The organism is Desulfonema magnum (assembly GCF_017377395.1).
GTDB lineage: Bacteria > Desulfobacterota > Desulfobacteria > Desulfobacterales > 4be13 > Desulfonema_C > Desulfonema_C magnum.
This window is the reverse complement of record NZ_CP061800.1, coordinates 3,536,893-3,556,397: the sequence shown is the minus strand read 5'-3', so window position 1 is coordinate 3,556,397 and position 19,505 is coordinate 3,536,893. Positions and strand designations below refer to the sequence as shown.

Sequence of the window (19,505 nt, the reverse complement as noted above, 5' to 3'; positions counted from 1 at the left end):
GCATATGGGGTTTCTCCCCCGTCCGTGCAGCAAAGAAACCCGGCTTTTTTCCAGGACGGGCGTTCTCCCGGACCGAAAAAAGCCGGGTTTCTCCCCCGTCCGCCATGTCTGCCCCGCGACAGCCCGAAAACTTTTCGATCTGCTGAATATGCAAGACTGCTTTACAGCAAAGTGTGAACTGACAAATGAAGGATGCCGAATTTTCAATCATTTTCGATCTGCTGATAATTCTCAATTCTCAATTTCCAATTTTATGTTTATTTTCCAGCACAAATTCCGCAACCATGGGTTTATGGTCGGATGAGGCGATATTTCTTAACACGCTGTATTTTCGAACTCGGAGTCCTTTAAAGAAGATGTGGTCAAGGGGATACCCGAACATTGTCTTTCGGTAGTCCGGCGTGAAATGTATTGCGTTTAAGCCAAGCCTGCCGGTCATAGCCATAAGCAGCCTCAGTCTTTTCTTTTTCCATGTGTTAAAGTCTCCTGCCAGGATCATCGGACCTGTATGATCCTCTAAGGTTTTTTCCAAATCATCCAACTGGGATTTGAAGGCGTTTAGTCTGACAAAATTAATGCCGTGAACATTGATCACGAGCAGCGTTTTTGTGGAACCTGACACATGGTACTGAGTGAAAAGAGAAACTTTGGGGCTTCTGACAATGGGTTCGTGATATCTGGTTTTTAAAAAATCCGAAGTCAGAGACTGTGTTTTGGAAGCGGTCAGAACACCGGTGGGAATATTCTTTCTGCGATATATGAAGCCCGGAGCGAAATTCCATTCCATTCTTCGTACATCAAGAACGTCTGTCATGTTTTTATTTAAGTAAGCCTCCTGGATGAGAATGATATCCTGTTTTCGTGAAAGTTTGAGAAAGTCGTTTTCCCAGTTTGTTTTTCTGCCTTTGTAAACGTTCCAATTTAAAATTTTAATTGAAGAAGGATCAAGTCTTGCATAAGAAAAGTTTGCCCGCACTTTTAGCACCTTTGTACTGAATGGATTTTTAGTAAAAGTTTGGTGAACTTTTTCAGACTTAACATCAAATAGTTAATTATAAATCAATCCTTTTGTGTGTTGAATGAAAATTTCACCTGTTAAAAATTTCAGAGACACTGAATTTATTAAGTTTCAAAAAATAATTTTCAATGAGTTTCAAAAAGCTGAAGAGTGTAACTTACTGAAAATAGGTGGGAAGAAATTTATCGAATATATACGATTTTATGCTTGATTTTTAATAAAATTAAATAGATATAAATATTGCTGAGGCATTGCAAACAGATATGCCTGTCAGATTTATAAGACTCAGTCTGAAAATTAATAACTATTAAAAATATTACAAGGCCATACAAATACTGTAATTGGTCAGAACGCAAAATTCAGGTGATCAGAGCCATAATTAATGGGCTCTTACAAATTTTAAAAAAATTTTTGGCAAAATTTTTTTGGCAATACAGGGACAGTTAGCGGATATGCCTTGAATGGCAAAAATAATGTGGTTATCTCATTTCATTTGCTGAAAAATTCCCCCTGTTACTATTCAAAGCTCATTTCTGCATGTATGGGAAAATTTTCAGAGAGATTATTCTTCGTTCCCGTGCAAAGCGTGAGAACGAGATCGCCAAGGTTTTTATTATTCGAATATACCAGGTTGACCTCAGAAGCGTTATATGATATAAAAAGTTAGTAAATTGAAAAGCTTTCATTAGAAACCCGTTTCAAAGGAGGAACCCGCCATGATAATCAACTCTCTGTTGGATAATGATTTATACAAACTCACGATGATGCAAGGTGTTCTTCACCAGTTTCCGTGGGCAGAGGTTGAGTATGAATTCAAATGCAGAGATGAAGGCATTGATTTTACGCCGGTGGCAGAACAGATACAGGCTGAAATAAATCATCTCTGCAATTTGCGGTTTGAAAAAAAAGAGTTGGACTATCTGAGAACACTGAGGTTTATGAAAGAGGATTTCATCCAGTTTTTAAGGCTGTTTCAGCTCAATAAGGATTTTGTTTGTATCAGCACTGATAACAATAAATTTTCTTTGAAAATAACAGGCCCGTGGCTCCACACAATATTATTTGAAGTGCCGATTTTGGCCATTGTGAATGAGGTTTATTTCCAAGATATTCGGCCGGCTCCCGATTTTGAGACAGGCAAGGAAAAATTATATCAAAAAATAAATCTGGTAAAGGAATCAAATAAGGAAAACCTGGAATTCAGATTTACGGACTTTGGCACACGACGGAGGTTTTCCAGAGTTTGGCAAGGCCAGATTATACAGATTTTGAAAAAAGAACTGCCTGAAAATTTAATCGGAACAAGCAATGTTTATTTTGCCATGGAATACGGCCTTATTCCAATCGGTACGATGGCACATGAGTGGATTATGGCTGCCCAGGCACTGGGCCCGAAACTGGCGAACAGTCAGAAATTTGCCTTGGAACACTGGGCACAGGAGTATCGGGGAGACCTTGGCATTGCGTTATCAGATACCATGGGATTTGACGCGTTTTTAAAAGATTTTGATATGTACTTTGCCAAGCTGTTTGACGGATGCAGACAGGACAGCGGGGATCCGCTGGAATGGGGCGACAGGCTGATTGAACATTATAAGAAACTGAAAGTTGATTCCCGGTCTAAGATAGCCGTATTCAGCGACGGACTTTCTTTTCCCAGAGCATTGGAAATTGATCGGTATTTTAAGGGGCGTATCATCCCGTCTTTCGGCATCGGGACAAATCTGACCAATGATATTGTGGGTGATCCGGTGCAGATTGTTATCAAAATGACCAAGTGCCAGGGCGCTCCTGTGGCAAAAATATCAGATTCTCCGGGAAAGCAGATGTGTAAGGATGAACAATATCTTGACTATCTTAAAAGCGTTTTTAGCTAAAAAACAGCATATTGCCTGACAGATATAAAATAATATCTCCTTTTCTGTTACTTTTTTTTATTATCACCAGATGGAAAATTCGCACATAAGCGTTTTTTCATGCTTCGCATCATTGCCATTAAATGAGGCTTCCGGAGTGCGAAAATTATTTTTCGCAGCCTCTCCGGAAACTGTTTTGCGGGTTCCATGCTTCGCATCATTGCCATTAAATGAGGCTTCCGGAGTGCGAAAATTATTTTTCGCAGCCTCTCCGGAAACTATTTTGCGGGCAGAATCGGGACGCGAATTCCGGAGTGCGAAAATTATTTTTCGCAGCCTCTCCGGAAACTATTTTGCGGGCAGAATCGGGACGCGAATTCCGGAGTGCGAAAATTATTTTTCGCAGCCTCTCCGGAAACTATTTTGCGGGCAGAATCGGGACGCGAATTCCGGAGTGCGAAAATTATTTTTCGCAGCTTTTTCGGAAACTGTTTTGCGGGCAGAATCGGGACGCGAATTCCGGAGTGCGAAAATTATTTTTCGCAGCTTTTTCGGAAACTGTTTTGCGGGGGAATCAGGACGCGAATTCCGGAGTGCGAAAATTATTTTTCGCAGCTTTTTCGGAAACTGTTTTGCGGGGGAATCAGGACGCGAATTCCGGAGTGCGAAAATTATTTTTCGCAGCTTTTTCGGAAACTGTTTTGCGGGGGAATCAGGACGCTAAGCGTCCGCGCTGCATTCCCACGCAAAGCGTGGGAACGAGAGTGCTTTTCTATCTGCTGATTCTCTGGAAAATTATAAAACTGAAAGCTAAGGTCAGGCGATTGAAAATCGCAAACGTTTCAATTCTCAATTCTCAATTTTTTTTACAACGATTTTTTCTTTCAACAACTTGGAACAGTCTGCTGCCAATGCTTTTTTCCAACTGGTCTCGCGTGAGTTCCGGGGAATAACATCGGGCAGCGTTTCAAATAACCCCGCGATATGGGCTTCCCGAACAGTAAGCAACAACATTTGTTCAATGTCTTCACCAGATATGCCACCTCCGGCAATAATCTCTGCGGCTCCCGCGGGAATCAGATGGTTATCATCAGTCCTGCTCATTATGCCCAACATGCCGGAAAGGTAGCAGTCCGTGGGAATTTGTGCAACAAGATGGGCAATATCATGACAGTCGCTTGTTTTTTGTAAAGCAGTTACAACACCTCGTTGCATCGCGGGAAGATATTCTCCCTGAAAATAACCTCCGATACAGATAAGGCCCCGGGCAAAGGAGAGCGTAAGAAAGCAGGTGAAAAGAGAAGGGATAAGCTGCTTTTCCTGTAATTTTTGTACGAGTGCCCGAGGCGTAAAGCCTAGCTTCCAAATTTTCCCCCGATCATCACGTCCTTTCAATACCAAATGATTCCGTTTATCAGATTCAAGAGAGAAAGGTATTTTTCGTCCGGAATCATCAACTCCCCAAAAAAAAAGGGTTCCGTGATTTTTAGGAGAATGTCTCCGGATATTAACTGATGACTCTGTGTTTAACCGTTGTGCAAGTTCTTTCCGTGTCCAGCATCCGCTCAGACCGTCCAGATTTTCAATGACTCTTTCTCTGATATCCGGATCAAACATGACATGCCGGACAAGGCTTTTTGGATTTGGCAAGTCATATTCCAGAAGCAGACTTACGATTTTCTCAATTTCAAAATAGATCAGTTCAGGCGATGAGATGCCTTCTGAAAAAAGCCGTTTCCAGATGCGCCGGTTCAGGACTGCGGATTGGTGAGCGTAATCCGGCAGATATATCACCGAATCCGAACAATAATCTTTCTGAAATATATCTCTCATTGTATCTGCAAGCGTATGAGAAATTTGTTTGTCACGAACCATTTTATCAAGCCGTGCCTCGGCTCTTTGGATCATATCATGATTAAATGCGTCGGTAATGCCGGTGATCTGTCTTTTGAGGCGGTCCGGGAATATTGGCAATTTTACAGGCATATGATTCAGTTCAGCAGACATGACATGATAAAGAAGAACTCCCCTCGGATATGTCAGATTGTTAAGCGGAATATTGCCAAATGAAAATACCGGAACCGTTGTGGCAGAAGAGTTTGCTGCTGCCGAATTCAGGGAAAAAAGAAGGCTGCTTTGGAGGGATTGGGAAAAGTATTCCACCCCGAGGTGATTGGCGGTGAGAATCACAGGACAGGCTCCAAGGTCACACACAGCTTGCCATGCCGCGGATTCACCCATAAGCGGAGTGACATACTGTTGCATTACATCCAAAAAATCATCCTGTTGCTGATATGATGGTCTGGCTTTCAGAACAAAATTTTTCAGGTAATCGGAAAGAGGACAATCACCATGTTCTGTTATGGCACGTTTCAGAACAGGAATTTTTTTACATGCAAGGTCAAGATAGCGTTCTGCTGTTTTCATCTGATATGTGTTTTTTGACTTGTTTTATGAAACATGATCGGCAAATAAGCAGCCAGACATCCGGAGTGCCAAACTTTTTAAAAACCCGGGTTTTTTACCTGAAAACTTTTTTATGACCGGGGGCGAAAAACCCGGCTTTTTCATGAGCGTTTATTTTAGGAATTTCCCTTTTTAAAAACCCGGGTTTTTTACCTGAAAACATTTTTATGACCGGGGGGGGCGAAAAACCCGGCTTTTTCATGAGCGTTTATTTTAGGAATTTCCCTTTTTAAAAACCCGGGTTTTTTACCTGAAAACTTTTTTATGACCGGGGGCGAAAAACCCGGCTTTTTCATAAGCGTTTATTTTAGGAATTTCCCTTTTTAAAAACCCGGGTTTTTTACCTGAAAACTTTTTTATGACCGGGGGTGAAAAACCCGGCTTTTTCATAAGCGTTTATTTTAGGAATTTCCCAAAAAATAATCTGCCCGAAATGTCCGGTGGGTTTCGCTTCGCTGCACCCACCCTACATTTTCCTGAACCAGGTATATTATTTATTTCGAGCTCCCTTAGTTTTGCTCGCTGGTATTTATGTCCAGGTGATAAGTCCGGGTGCAAACCTGATTCGGTCATCTCCCCGGGGGATCACTCTGACAGTAAAACCATAACGACCTGATAATTCACAATTTATTGTGCATTCATACAAATAGTTCCCGTTTCCGCGGTCCTCTTTTACGTTCATCTCCCGGGCACTGCCCGAACCCATCTCATCTATGGATTTCATGATACCATAATAAATCTCCACCAGTACCTCATGAGGAAGGAGTTCTCCCAAATACACCTCAGCCCTTACATTAAAAAGATTTCCCACTCGGAAAGGACCGTGTTTATCTTTTGTGGGAGGATTTATATGAATATGAGGCCAGAGAGATCGGAGACGCCGGCGCTGGGCAGCCAGAGCCCTTGCCTCTGCCGCATCGTTTTCGAGTAAGGTTTTCAGACGCTCGGCCGCGGGGATATAGAATTGCCTTTCATAGTCGGCCACCATTCGGTGGCTGGAAAAGTTGATGATCGCCATTTTCATTGAAGATTTCATCATTTTCACCCACTGAGTGGGGGCGTTTCCGCCTTTTTTTTCATAAAAGCACGGGATGACTTCGTTTTCAAGAATATTATAAAGCGCCCGGCTCTCCACCGCATCCTGATACGCATGATCATCATATTCCTCCCCGTTGCCGATCCGCCAGCCAGATTCCGAGCTATACCCCTCGCACCACCATCCGTCAAGAATACTCAGATTGAGTACGCCGTTAATGGCCGCTTTCATGCCGGAGGTGCCGCATGCCTCATGGGGGCGGCGGGGAGTGTTCAGCCATACATCTGCCCCTTGTACCAGATGCCGCGCCAGATGGATATCGTAATCCTCGACAAAAGCCACCCGATGACGCACCTCCAACTTGCGGGCAAATTGGACGATATTTTTTATCAGGTCTTTTCCCTGGTGATCTTTGGGATGGGCTTTACCGGCAAAGATAATCTGCACCGGGTGGGTTTTGGATCTGATCATCGCTTCCAGGCGTTCCGGCTCACTGAGGAGAAGATGCGCCCGTTTGTATGTCGCGAATCGCCGGGCAAAAACAATGGTCAGTATTCCCTGTTCCAACACCGTTTCCGCATCCTCCATCATCGCCCTGGGAGCATTGCGCCGGGCATATTGTTTCAGCATCAGCATCCGACAAGTTCGTATGAGACGGGACTGACACATCTGATGCGCGCGCCACAATTCTTCGTCATAAATTTCGTCTATACGGTTGACGATATCCGAAGTCAGAGGATAGCGATGCCATTTGGGACCGAGGAATCTTTCAAACAATAACGCGTTTTCCTGGGATATCCATGATGAAACATGAACGCCGTTCGTGACATGAGTAATGGGAATTTCCTCTTCGCGTATCTCCGGCCAGACATGAAATGACATGCGCCGCGCCACTTTTCCGTGCAGCTCGCTCACACCGTTTCGGTATTGGGCCATATGCAGTCCCAGGACAAACATGGAAACAGGGCTATCCTTACCGGCTCCGGGTTCCTGCCCCCATGACAGAATCTCATCAACCGAAACTCCCAGCCGTCCCTCCAATGGTTTGAGAAACGGTCGGACAAGATCGGCAGGAAAGACATCATGTCCCGCGGGCACAGGGGTATGGGTTGTAAAGACCGTGGTTCGGGGAACGATTTCCATGGCAGTTTTCAGATCAATATTATAGGTTGAAATCATCTGGGCAAGCCGTTCTAACGCGGCAAAGCTGGAATGTCCCTCATTCATATGGCATATCATCGGAGGGATTCCCAAGAGATAAAGCGCACGCATCCCGCCAATTCCCAAAAGTATTTCCTGGGCCACCCGTAATTTTTCATCACCTGCGTAGAGTCTGGCAGTAATCTCCCGGATCTGGGGGGGGTTTTCCGGCAAATTGGTGTCAAGCAGATAGAGAGGAATACGGCCCACCCGGAGCTGCCAGACCGCTGCATGAATGTCGCCGTCCGGTCCGCTAACCGAAACAGATATTTTGTTACCAGCCTGATCTCTGGCCTTGTTTATGGGAAGGTAATGAATATTGGTGGTGGGATATTCTTCCTGCTGCCATCCCTCGGGGTCAAGAAACTGACGAAAATAACCATCCCGATAAAGCAGCCCCATGCCGACCAGGGGAAGACTCATATCTGATGCTGCTTTCAGATGATCTCCGGCCAGTATCCCGAGACCTCCGGCAAACAGCGGAATACTTTCATGAATTCCGAATTCCATGGAAAAATAAGCAATTGTTCCATGCTCTCCAAAAGGATATCCTGACCGATCCACAGGGGCAAGCACCTGACTTTCAAAGCTTTCTTTTACCCGCTGCTGATGTGCCAGAAAACTGTCATCCTTTGCCACATTTTCAAAATATTCCTGGGAAATATAAGTTCCCGCGGCAATGGGATTTCCCCCGCTCTGACGCCATACCTGGGGATTAATACGGCGGAAAAGCTCTATGGCGTCTCGCTGCCAGCACCACCAGAGATTCCGGGACAGATCCTCAAGAAAAGAGAGAGATTCGGGAATATCCGGATATATTTGAAATGTTTGTAAATGACTCATTTTGCGTCCTCTGTGTTTAAGTGTTTATAAGCTGTGACGACCTCGGGACAGTCTGCCTGAAGCGCGTTATTTTCTCGGGCACGGCTCAAATTTGAGCCGTCTGAAAATGTCATTTTTTGCCATTATTTTTTATCCGATTTTGTCCGCACGCCGTTCCCGCTCCCTTTGACAAGCTCAGGGAGCGGGAACGGCGGCGTGCCCTGAGCTTGTCGAAGGGGGGCAACAGGGCAACCGGAAAGCGGGCAAATGAAAATAGGTGATTAAGACGGCCTGGCTCAGGTTGGCATAAGACATAAAAAAATATCCTGATTATAACGGATTCAGGGGAGGCTCCGATTTCGGGAGGCTGCGCGCGACCTTCCGTTTTCGCAGAAAGCCGGACGGACATTCCCGGAAAACGTCGGTTTCCGGGAAAACAAATATCCTGAATTTCCGGTTCCCGGAACCCCGTGACGGACAGATTTTCCATTCTGACATATAGTCATTTCAGGATGTTGTGCCCTCCCCTAAATCCGTTATAATCAGAAAATATCTTTTATTTTAAAATGTTCAGACATACTAAAATTAATTTATTTAACATAATTTTTAACAACTGAAAAGCAAAAAAATGATGGTTCCTTTCTTTTGGGTGATGAAAAAAGGATGTTAATTTAAAATGCTTATTGTTTTTTAATAGTTTTGAGTTTATAAACACTTGGACAAACGTTTTTCGGTATCCTGAGACCTGCGAGGTTTCCGAAACCTCGCAGGTCTTAAGTACCTGAGCAAAAATTTTTTATAGATATTTTTCCGCGAACAGCAGAGAAACCCGGCTTTTTCCTTCACGGGCGACGGGTCATTTCGGGAAAAAAGCCGGGTTTCTTCCCGGGCAGATATTGAAAATTTATGGTTAGGTACTTATATCCTCGATGATCAAATTTTTTGACCCGATTCGAACAAAAAGCCTGTCATTCCTGCTTTCGCAGGAATGACAGAAAAAAAACTCTGATTATAACGGATTCAGGGAAGGCCCCCGCCGTTCCGAAAAATCGTGATATTTTCAAATGCCGGACCGCGCGCAATTTTTTTTTAACGGATTCAGGGGATGCCCCCGCCGTTCCGGAAAATCGTGATATTTTCAAATGCCGGACCGCGTGCAATTTTTTTTTAACTGAAAAGACAATGCCGCGGAGACACGGGGACACAGGGAGCCTTTGTGAGACTTCGTGCCTTCGTGGCATTGCAAGCAAATTCCTGCTGTCGCAGGAATGACAAAGAAAATTTGATTAAGGTGCTTTTTTACTTTGGCAGGCTGAACAAAAAATGAAAAATTTTCCTATTGAAAAATCTCAGCATAAATTAAAGCTGACTGATATTGAACTCTCTTGCCCCCGGGCGGATGCTGACCCGGGATTGTGTCTTCCTTATCTGCGTCATCAGATCAGGGCAAAACGATGGTTTGTGGAAAAAAATACCAATATTGAGGGGATTACCATAGAAGATACGTTCCGGCTCGCTGCTGACAGCAATCAGATTGCAGAAGGGATTATCGCACGTTTTGAATTAAAAGGAATCAGAAACAGGAACCTGATAAAATACTATTTTATCCCGGTGGTTATTTCTTCAACAACTGTCAGCGGAATACCGGAAGATGACAATTTTGTATTAAAGCTTTCAGATGGAAAACGCTATATTTCTTTTGCAGAACATTCGCTTATCTTTCAAAAAGCACTTATTCATCACTACAGAAAATCAGGCATTATCCGAACGTCACGGGGCGGGAATGTGTGTTTTCATCCTGCCGGGTCTGCTTTGACCGGTATTGATGACACCCGATTAACTGTCCGGCCGCTTCCCATGAAATATCCTTCCTCCAATGTGCTGACTATGACCGGGACAGACAGGCAGGCCATGGTGAGCAAGACTTACAAAGACATGAGAGGAATTTTTGTTCAAAAGGGCAAAATGTGGCTTCCCAATCCTGAAGTCCGACGATATGAAGCACTTGTAGCAGGGGGGTATTCCAATATTCCTGAACTGTATGGTGTCGCATATTATCAGCATCCGAACGGAAAACAATTTCCTATTCATATAATGATGGAAGCTGTATCGGCCGAGGGACAGGTGGGAGAAGTTTTTGCCAGAACGTTGTCCCAGTTGCTCAGTGAGCTGAAGACCATTAAACCGGGGGAGTATCTCCAGAAATTTAAACAGCAGATAAAGGGAATCTGTTTTTTTGCAGATGAGGTTGCCAGGACAATTTCTCATATGCATACGGCTTTTTTAAACAGCGGAAGACCCGGATTCAGTGCAGAACTTGCGAGTTCTGATGATATTTCCCGCTGGTCTGGTAAAATTCTGAATGATTTTGACCAGGCAATGACAACGCTCAGATGCGGAAACAGGGAACAATGCCACGAAAACACGCTGTCCGAACTGACAAATAAACTTGATCATCCTGATGCTGATTTCAAAAAAAGAGTAACTGACCGTGTTCGGCAGTTTGAAGGCATTATGATGAAAGCTCAGGTTCACGGGGACCTTCACGGGGACCAGGGGTTAATCAGATCATGGTTCGGTGATTCCGGGAAGATAGAGGAATTCCTGAGTTCGATTCAACGAGGAAGTGATATGGAAACACGTCATCAGGCTTCTCAGCTTGCAGAAATGATAAAATGGGTGGACTTTGAGGGGCCTCCTGCAAAGGATTATGTAAGCAATGCCTATGATTCCCGTGAAAATCTGCTGACCGATTTGGCTGGTATGATTCAGGGTTTTTGGTATATGGTGAATGCAACACTTTATGATCACCTTGGATTAGATCACGAAAATTCTGAGGATCACGAAAGACAGCGGAAAGCCTCTCTGGTGTTAGCGGGGCAATACGCCGCAGATGAGGCTGATATCCCCGGATTGAACGAAGAATTCATCATCATACTGAATTTATGGCATAGATATGTCACAACTTCATTTATCAAAGGATATCTTGACGAGACAGAAAAACAGAACGCTCAGAATTTTGTTTTAAAGAAGTGGGACAGAGATTCCGCTAATAGGCTTATATATTACTGGGTTATGGCGAGATCAGTGCATGAGTTAAGATATGAGACCTATGGAAGAAACTGGGGATGGGAAGCCATTCCGGGCGGCAGAATTATTCAGATAACTCGAAACTTGAAACTTGAAACTTGAAACTCGAAACTCGAAACTCGAAACTTGAAACTCGGAACTTGAAACTTGAAACTTGAAACTTGAAACTTGAAACTTGAAACTTGAAACTTGAAACTTGAAACTTGAAACTTGAAACTTGAAACTTGAAACTTGAAACTTGAAACTTGAAACTTGAAACTTGAAACTTGAAACTTGAAACTTGAAACTTGAAACTTGAAACTTGAAACTTGAAACTTGAAACTTGAAACTTGAAACTTGAAACTTGAAACTTGAAACTTGAAACTTGAAACTTGAAACTCGGAACTTGAAACTTTAGTTTTTTAATTATATAAATGATTTATAAGAGAGGCCGAGACGGGCCAAGCCCATATGCATCAGGCTAAGAATGCGGGACGGCTGCCGGACGGGGTTTGCAACCCCGTCCGAAACGTTTGCGGGCGGCGATCCGAAAATATTCCGGACGGGGTTGCAAACCCCGTCCGGCAAAATAGCTCCGTAGGAGCGGCATGTTTGTAGCTCAGATGGTGGGTTTCGCTTCGCTGCACCCACCCTACATTTCTGCCCAAGCTCCGTGGGAACGGCATATCTGCCCAAGCTCCGTGGGAACGGCATGTTTGTAGCTCAGATGGTGGGTTTCGCTTCGCTACACCCACCCTACATTTCTGCATTTCTGCCCAAGCTCCGTGGGAGTGGCATGTTTGTAGCGATATTAACCACACACAACAGATCGAAAAAATTTTCAGGCCCTCGCAGGGCGGACAGGGCCGACGGGGAAAAAACCCGGGTTTTTCCGGCGGGGGTCACTTCGTCCGGAGAAAACCCCCGGTTTTCTCCCCTGTCCCGCGCACCGCCCGGAAACTTTTCGATCTGCTGACACAGGGAAGATTTTATTCAAAAATGAAAGATAATGTCACAGCTATTATAATTGCATATAATGATTTCAGTGCATTGTATCGTTGCATAGAGACAATTTACAGTCAGGCAGATAGAATATTTATTGTTGATAATAGTACAAATAATGACAGATACGCTTACCGCGATCCTGACAAAAAAATAGATTATTTCAAAAATAAGACCAATATTGGTTTGGCAAACGCACTGAATATCGGTATAAACAAAGCCTTGGAAATTAAAAATGACTGGATTTTACTGCTTGACCAGGACGCTGTTTCAGATGAGAATATGGTATCAAATATGATTCGGTCTTATAATCGTTCCGCGGATAAAAATCTTATCGCTCAGGTTGTACCCGTCGTATATGATAAGAACAGTGACAATTATCTGCCATCACTCATCTATAATAAATTTTCGCTTAAAAAAATTTTTACCCCAAAAAAAGACGCGTTTGTAGATTTTCAAATCACATCGGGAACCTTGGTAAAGAAAAATATTTTTTCAAAGATCGGGTTTATGGATGGTGAACTTTTTATTGATTATATAGATTTTGATTTCTGTTTCAGATTAAGGGAAAAAGGTTATAAGATTCTGTTATCACATAATGCCCTGCTCCGACACTCATTAGGAAAAAAGAGTAAAAACCTTTTTTTTGAGTTTACCGAACATAATTCAATGAGGGTATTTTATCAGATAAGAAACAGACTTATTATCATGAAAAGGTTTAGAAAAAGATTTCCCTTTTTTTGCATTAGTGAGACTAAAAATCTGCTAGTTACACTTTTAAAAATCATTTTAGCGGAAAATAATAAAATAGAAAAAATAATAAATTATTTCAAAGGATTATATACGTTTATTCTGTATTGCAGTACAGATGGATATGTTGAAAATTTGCCAAAATATCCATTTGGGAACTGAAAAAAGCGATCCCTAAGGTGGTTTCTGGCAAAAAACATACCGGCTTTCAATTCGTCATTCCGCGTTCACGCGGTCTTTCACCGCCTGAACGCGGAACGACGAACTGGTATGTCCATTCCTGAAAATTGCCTAACCATTTTGATTATAAGCTTTTGTTAAGTATCTAACCATAAGTTTTCGATATTTGCCAAGGAAAGAAACCCGGCTTTTTTTCCGGAATGATCCGCTTCCGCTGAAGGAAAAAGCCGGGTTTCTCCGCGGTTCACGGAAAAAAAAGATTTATAAAAAACTTTTGATCGGGTACTTAATTATATTGTGCCTGCTCTGCTGAAAAATGTCCCCTGCCGGACAGACTGATTCAAAAAATCTCTTCTTTTAAAAAATCACAAATTTTTCACTTTTTTTCGAATCTGTAACCTATTTGTAACCTTTTCTTTAATAATCTGAATACAAAATTTGATAGTTTCAGCAAATCGAAAATTCGCAGGAAAGCGTGTTGAAAAACGCCTGGGAAACGCTTCCATATGCTCATTTTAGCACATAACATCAAATTTTAAAGTACAATATCATAGAATTATCAAACAGAACATTATCGGACTGTATTCAAAATTCGGATACTTCCGAATATTCAAACCAGGAAATGTAAACATACATGCCAAAATGAGAAGAGACGAATAGCCTCCCGCCGAACAGGCGCTGTTCAAACCTTCTGTCAGTTGTCAGCAAATACCGGGCGGGATAAATATTATTCAATATACACAAACAGTTAAAATTACCATCAGGAAAAGTCAGGAGGTGAAAAATGGGAAATGAACGAAGAAAGACAACCCGTTTCTTAGTACGGGAAAATGCGTTTGCCACACTCGGACGAAGACTCCCTAAAATCGGAAGAATCAGAGATATCAGCATGGGAGGTCTGGCCTTCGAGTATCTTACAGACTATGCGACAGATGAAAACGAAAATGGAAATGCAAAAGAAGAATTTTTGCAGGCGGGTATTTTTTTGGCCGGAACCGGTTTTCAGATGTCTGATATACCATGTACGGTTGTTTATGATATCGGAGATTCCATATTGGGAAATTCCTTCATCATCAGAAAGCGATGCGGAATACAATTCGGAGATATCACGGAAAGACATCGGGCGAATTTGGGACTTTTTATTGCAGACTACACCACAGGTCTGGCCCCTCAATACAATGCATAAATGAAATAATATGTGATTTTGATGTGTTCCCTTGTTTCTAACCCTTAATTTGGGAACAGGCCTGCACACGAAATCTCATTTTTGATTACGGAGAGAGCCTCTTACGGTTTTCAACGTAACATTTTGGGAGTCTTTCAGTAAGGTGGCAATAATCGCCGCAATCCATGGAAAAGAACAATGATCAGAAACATCAGATTACGCAGGATGATTCCGTAAAACGGAAGGATCAGTGGTGATCGGGGGGAACCTGATTCACAAACTTCTGCCAACTGATTTCCCAGGCGGCTCATCCAATTTTTTGTCCGAGGCCATTCCCACATATCCTCCAGCCATTTCTGAGGAATCCCGTCCGTTCCTGTGGAAGAACCGATAATTGCGCCCAAAATAGCCGCGGTTGTGTCAGTATCGCCCCCGCAGCGAATGATCTCTCTGATTCCTTTCTCAAAATCATGCTGATGCGTCAGCCAGCAATGAATCACGGGGGGAACAGTGTGATATATATATCCGCTGATGCCTTTGTCTGAGATGACTGACTCAGCAAAAAATTCAGTTGTATGATGTTTTTCAACACTGATGACCGTCTGTTTTATCTGTCTGAGGAATTCCCCTGCTCCTTCTTCCCTGAGAAAATTTTGCAGTTGTTTATAATAGTGCCATGGTGAGACATCATGCTGCTGACTGGCCATATGTGCGGCCAACGCAACCGCAAGTGCCCCGAACTCGGCCTTCGGGTCCGTATGCGTGATATGCGTGGAACACCGAACCAATTCTCTCATTTTGTGGATGTCATGACCATAACAGACACCGATCAGCGGACTTCGCATGGCAGGGCCGTTGCCGGCCGAGAATACACCGCTTTTCCGGCCTGAAAATCCGAGCCAGAGTTTCAGAACTGATCTCAGTGTGGCATAGCCGACCCCTGCTGGTAATCCCAGCAGCCAGAATCGGAAGCTCCGGGAAAGCTTTCGGATAAATTTTTCCGGTTCTCCCGCGGAAAAAATCAGTGCCTGTGCCAACATGCACGCGTGTTCCGTGTCATCGGACACCATTCCTTTTCCGAAAAAAAAATGATAATCTCCTCTGTTATGAAACATACGGGCCTGCCTTTTTTTGGACAGATTTTCAAAACACAGACCCATAGCGTCTCCGACCGCGGTGCCGAGGAGACACCCTGTGATTGAATGTGCTTTTGATTTCATATGCGACAAGCTACCGGCAGTCCGGCAAAAAGTACAAGGAAGGAGGATAAGAAAAGGAAAATACGCCTTCCCTTTCTTATCCTTTTTCCCTGTACTTTCGGAAACATAACAGATCAACAAAATCCGTCAGAATTAGTTAAAAAAAGTCAATCCGGAGTGCCAAACTTGCAGTTTGGCAAGCGGACAACGTTTTCCAGCCATCGGAAATATCAGTTCAATAAGCCTCAAATTCACTGTCAGCAGGTTCGTTAATATTTAAGGATATGCTCCTGCAAAAAGTACAAGGAAGGAGGATAAGAAAAGGAAAATACGCCTTCCCTTTCTTATCCTTTTTCCCTGTACTTTCGGAAACATAACAGATTAACAAAATCCGTCAGAATTAGTTGAAAAAATCAATCCGGAGTGCCAAACTTGCAGTTTGGCAAGCGGGCATCGTTTTCCGGTCATCGGAAATCCCAGTTCAATAAGCCTCAAATTCACTGTCAGCAGGTTCGTTAATATTTAAGGATATGCTTTTTCCTTTTATATTTTTATTATCAGAAACATCTCCGGTAACCGGATTTATCCTGGTTTTATTCCTAAGCTTATCCTTATGTGGCACTTTCCGGCCTTTTTCCGAAACTGAGCGAGATACATGAGTTAGGAGATGCCGCGATGTTTCCTGTGTTTCCCGGGCATCTGTCTTAAAGAAAGCGGCCACCTCCCGGAGCTGGTAAGCCCGAGCTGAGAGTTCCTCACTCGTGGAAGCCATCTCCTCAGTGGCCGAAGCGTTCTGTCCGGTGATCTGATCAAGCTGCCCGACCGCATTGGCGATCTGCCGAATTCCGCTGGCCTGTTCCGCACTTGACGCGTTGATTTCTGTTATCAGTTCCGCTGTTTTCCGGATACCCGGCACAATATCGTCTATGAGTCTGCCCGCTTTTTCAGCGACCGCCACGCTGCTTCCCGACAGATTTCCGATCTCTTTGGCAGCGGTCTGGCTTCGCACTGCGAGATTGCGAACTTCCGCGGCTACCACAGCAAACCCCTTACCGTGTTCACCTGCCCGGGCCGCCTCAATGGCAGCATTAAGCGCCAGCATATTTGTCTGCCGGGCAATTTCCTCGATGATGCTGATTTTCTCCGCAATAGTCCGCATTGCCCGGACTGTCTCAGCGACCGCCTTTCCCCCTTCTATCGCGTCAGTGGCTGCTTTTTCAGCGATCATAGCCGTCTCCCTGGTATTATCAGCCGTCTGGGACACGGTGCTGTTCATCTCCTCCATGGAACCGGATATCTCTTCGACACTCGAAGACTGCTCTGCCGCGCCCTGGGAAATCGTCTGTGCGCCAGCGCTGATCTCCTGGCTTCCCGATGCCACATCTTCAGCCGCCTTCTGAACATTTATGGCGATTCCGGTCAGGTCCAGGACCATCTTTTGCAATGTCTCCATGAGCTGGTCCTGTTCCGAGCGTTTTCTGATTTCCGCGGTCAGATTTCCCTTGGCAATCTCCCAGGCAAGGTCTGTCACCTCATTCATCGCGTTTGTGAGCAGATTCAGATTATTCTTAATTTCATTGAAATCGCCTCTGGATTCGTCAGTAATCTTCTCCGGAATATCTCCTTTACTGATCCTGTCCACATAATCGGCCGCGACTTTCAGGGGACCGATGACCGCGTCAAGGGTGCTGTTGACACCTGCCATGATTTTGGCAAAATCTCCCTGATGTTTTGTCACATCCGCCCGGATATCAAGTTTTCCCTCCACCGCGGCATCGGTGAGACTGTTCGCCTCGGTGATAAGCAGGTTCACAGCATCAATGCACTGATTCAGGTTATTCTTAATTTCGTTGAAATCGCCCTTGGATTCGTCAGTAATCTTCTCCGGAATATCTCCTTTGCTGATCCTGTCCACATAATCGGCCGCGACTTTCAGGGGAGTGATGACCGCGTCAAGGGTGCTGTTCACGCCTGCCATGATTTTGGCAAAATCTCCCTGATGTTTTGACACGTCCGCACGGACATCAAGTTTTCCCTCCACTGCCGCATTGGTCAGCATGTTGGCATCAGCCACCAACGCCCGGATATTATTTTTCATCAGTTCCAGCCACTCATGAACCTGATCTTCGGCAGATGCCTTTTCCATGGTCGCTGTCATATCTCCGTTTGCAATTCTGGTTACATATGCAATCAGGCAGGTAAGCCATTTATGCACCCCGTTGACGGCTTTCTTCATTTCCTCATGATCGCCTTTGCAGTCAATCTCAAATTTCTCACGAAGATTTCCGCCGCAGATCAGGCGGAGAACTCTGTTGCCCTCAGCAATAGGCAGAAGGATGGCGTCGAGCATCCCATTTATACCCAGCACGATATCCGCATACGCGCCCCGGAATGGCTCCGGTCTGCCGCGTTCGGAAAGTTTACCCTGCTGAGACACTTCTGTGAGCCGGATGAGTTCTGTCTGAAGACCTTGAAGAACCGTGGCAATATTGTTCACGTTCTGCTTCATCTTTTCGTGATCTCCTTTGTATGTCTCGGTGATCAGTTCGTCAATTTTGCCGTTGGCAACCTGATCCAGTATGCGGTTGCCTTCTTCAATGGGCATAAGCATGGCGTTCAGTATATCGTTGATGCCTCTGATGATGTCTGCATACGAGCCCCGGAACTGCTCCGGCCTGCCGCGTACAGAGAACTGTCCGTTCTGAGACGCGGCTGTCACGTGTTCTATTTCCTGCTGCACATTCTGCAACACGCGAATCATGCCCCGGAAAGCATCGGCAAGCCGGCCGGTCTCGTCCCGGGAGTTTTGTTCGATACTTACGTCCAGATTCCCCTGCTGAATCTCTCCGGCAGCAAGAGTTATTTTCTCGAGCGGTTTGGCGATTCCGTTGGCAATCAGGACACCAAAAACAAGGGATAATATCACTCCGACCGTCAGTATGAGAATCATCGCAAACTCACTGCGCTCTGCTGATATCTTACTTTTTTCTACTTCTTTATCGCTGATTTCCGTGTTAATTTTTACAAGTTCGTTAATCAGGGATTCCGCCAAATAAAAGGATTCCCGAGTGCTGATCTGTAGTTGAAAAAGGCGGTCATCTCTTTCTATGATTCTGGAATCATCGCTGGCGAGTCCGCTGTCAATGGCCCTGTCTTTTTCTTTTGCCAGGTCAATTACCTTATTATGCTCGTTCTTCCATTTATTCCAAGCTGGCACAAATTTTTTCCATGTAAGCGTTTCTACAGGTGTCTGGGGGAGCAATTCATACGCGGCCCATGCCTGTCCAACCCGGTCCCAGGCGTGTTCAATGATCTTATACTGTCCTCGGCGGTCTTCAGACGACATTCTTTTATTTATCACAATTCGTTCCGCGGACCGAATCGCAGACTGGGCCTCGGAAATGACAAGCAGCGCATGAATGCTGGGCATACGCACGATGCTGATCTCATCATTTAAGGCGTGTAATTTGCTTATATTTACAAAACCGATCCCTCCGATAAGAAGAGAGATGATCCCGCAGAAGACAAACCCCAGTAATAATTTCGGTTTAATACGCATATTCTTAAACATTATGTGGCCTCCTCGTGACTGAGTGCTTTTGTTTTTGTTAAAAATTAAAAGTTTTTGTCAGCGTTGCAATTGATGCCAGAGTCACAAATTTTTTTCTGTTTTTCAGCGATCTCGGGATATTCCGATACTCAGCAAATGGAAGATTTACACTTTTTCTTGTTCCCACGCTTC

Annotated in this window: 8 protein-coding genes and 1 pseudogene; 4 read left to right on the top strand and 5 right to left on the bottom strand. The window is 44.3% G+C overall.

Annotated features, from left to right (window positions below; genetic code table 11):
* Positions 1-238 precede the first annotated feature (238 nt).
* Positions 239-1,021 (bottom strand): annotated as a pseudogene (locus dnm_RS13855) (endonuclease/exonuclease/phosphatase family protein); the annotation flags it as partial.
* Positions 1,022-1,734: 713 nt separating this feature from the next.
* Here dnm_RS13855 and pncB point away from each other — a divergent pair.
* Positions 1,735-2,895, top strand: a complete 1,161-nt coding sequence (pncB, locus tag dnm_RS13850) for a nicotinate phosphoribosyltransferase (protein ID WP_207683225.1) — start codon at positions 1,735-1,737, stop codon at positions 2,893-2,895.
* Positions 2,896-3,723: 828 nt separating this feature from the next.
* Here pncB and dnm_RS13845 read toward each other — a convergent pair.
* Positions 3,724-5,301, bottom strand: coding sequence for a hypothetical protein (locus tag dnm_RS13845; protein WP_207683224.1), 1,578 nt, complete (start codon positions 5,299-5,301; stop codon positions 3,724-3,726).
* Positions 5,302-5,869: 568 nt separating this feature from the next.
* Complete coding sequence (gene glgP, locus dnm_RS13840) at positions 5,870-8,419, bottom strand: alpha-glucan family phosphorylase (protein ID WP_207683223.1); 2,550 nt, start codon at positions 8,417-8,419, stop codon at positions 5,870-5,872.
* 1,302 nt (positions 8,420-9,721) lie between these two features.
* Between glgP and dnm_RS13835 the strand changes: the two genes are divergently transcribed.
* From dnm_RS13835 to dnm_RS13825, 3 genes are all read left to right on the top strand, one after another.
* The gene (locus tag dnm_RS13835; protein WP_207683222.1) at positions 9,722-11,590 is read left to right on the top strand and encodes a hypothetical protein; all 1,869 of its coding nucleotides are present in this window, start codon (positions 9,722-9,724) and stop codon (positions 11,588-11,590) included.
* Positions 11,591-12,466: 876 nt separating this feature from the next.
* On the top strand, positions 12,467-13,381 hold the full coding sequence (locus dnm_RS13830; protein WP_207683221.1) for a glycosyltransferase family 2 protein: 915 nt from the start codon (positions 12,467-12,469) through the stop codon (positions 13,379-13,381).
* Positions 13,382-14,183: 802 nt separating this feature from the next.
* Entirely contained in the window at positions 14,184-14,585 is a 402-nt protein-coding gene (locus dnm_RS13825; RefSeq protein ID WP_207683220.1) for a PilZ domain-containing protein, read from the top strand.
* 134 nt (positions 14,586-14,719) lie between these two features.
* Here the strand turns inward: dnm_RS13825 and dnm_RS13820 are convergent, their stop codons facing one another.
* Both dnm_RS13820 and dnm_RS31280 read right to left on the bottom strand, forming a co-directional pair.
* Positions 14,720-15,784 (bottom strand): ADP-ribosylglycohydrolase family protein, encoded by a 1,065-nt coding sequence (locus dnm_RS13820; protein WP_207683219.1) that lies wholly within the window; start codon positions 15,782-15,784, stop codon positions 14,720-14,722.
* A gap of 460 nt (positions 15,785-16,244) precedes the next feature.
* Positions 16,245-19,334 (bottom strand): methyl-accepting chemotaxis protein, encoded by a 3,090-nt coding sequence (locus dnm_RS31280; RefSeq protein WP_207683218.1) that lies wholly within the window; start codon positions 19,332-19,334, stop codon positions 16,245-16,247.
* Positions 19,335-19,505: the final 171 nt, after the last annotated feature.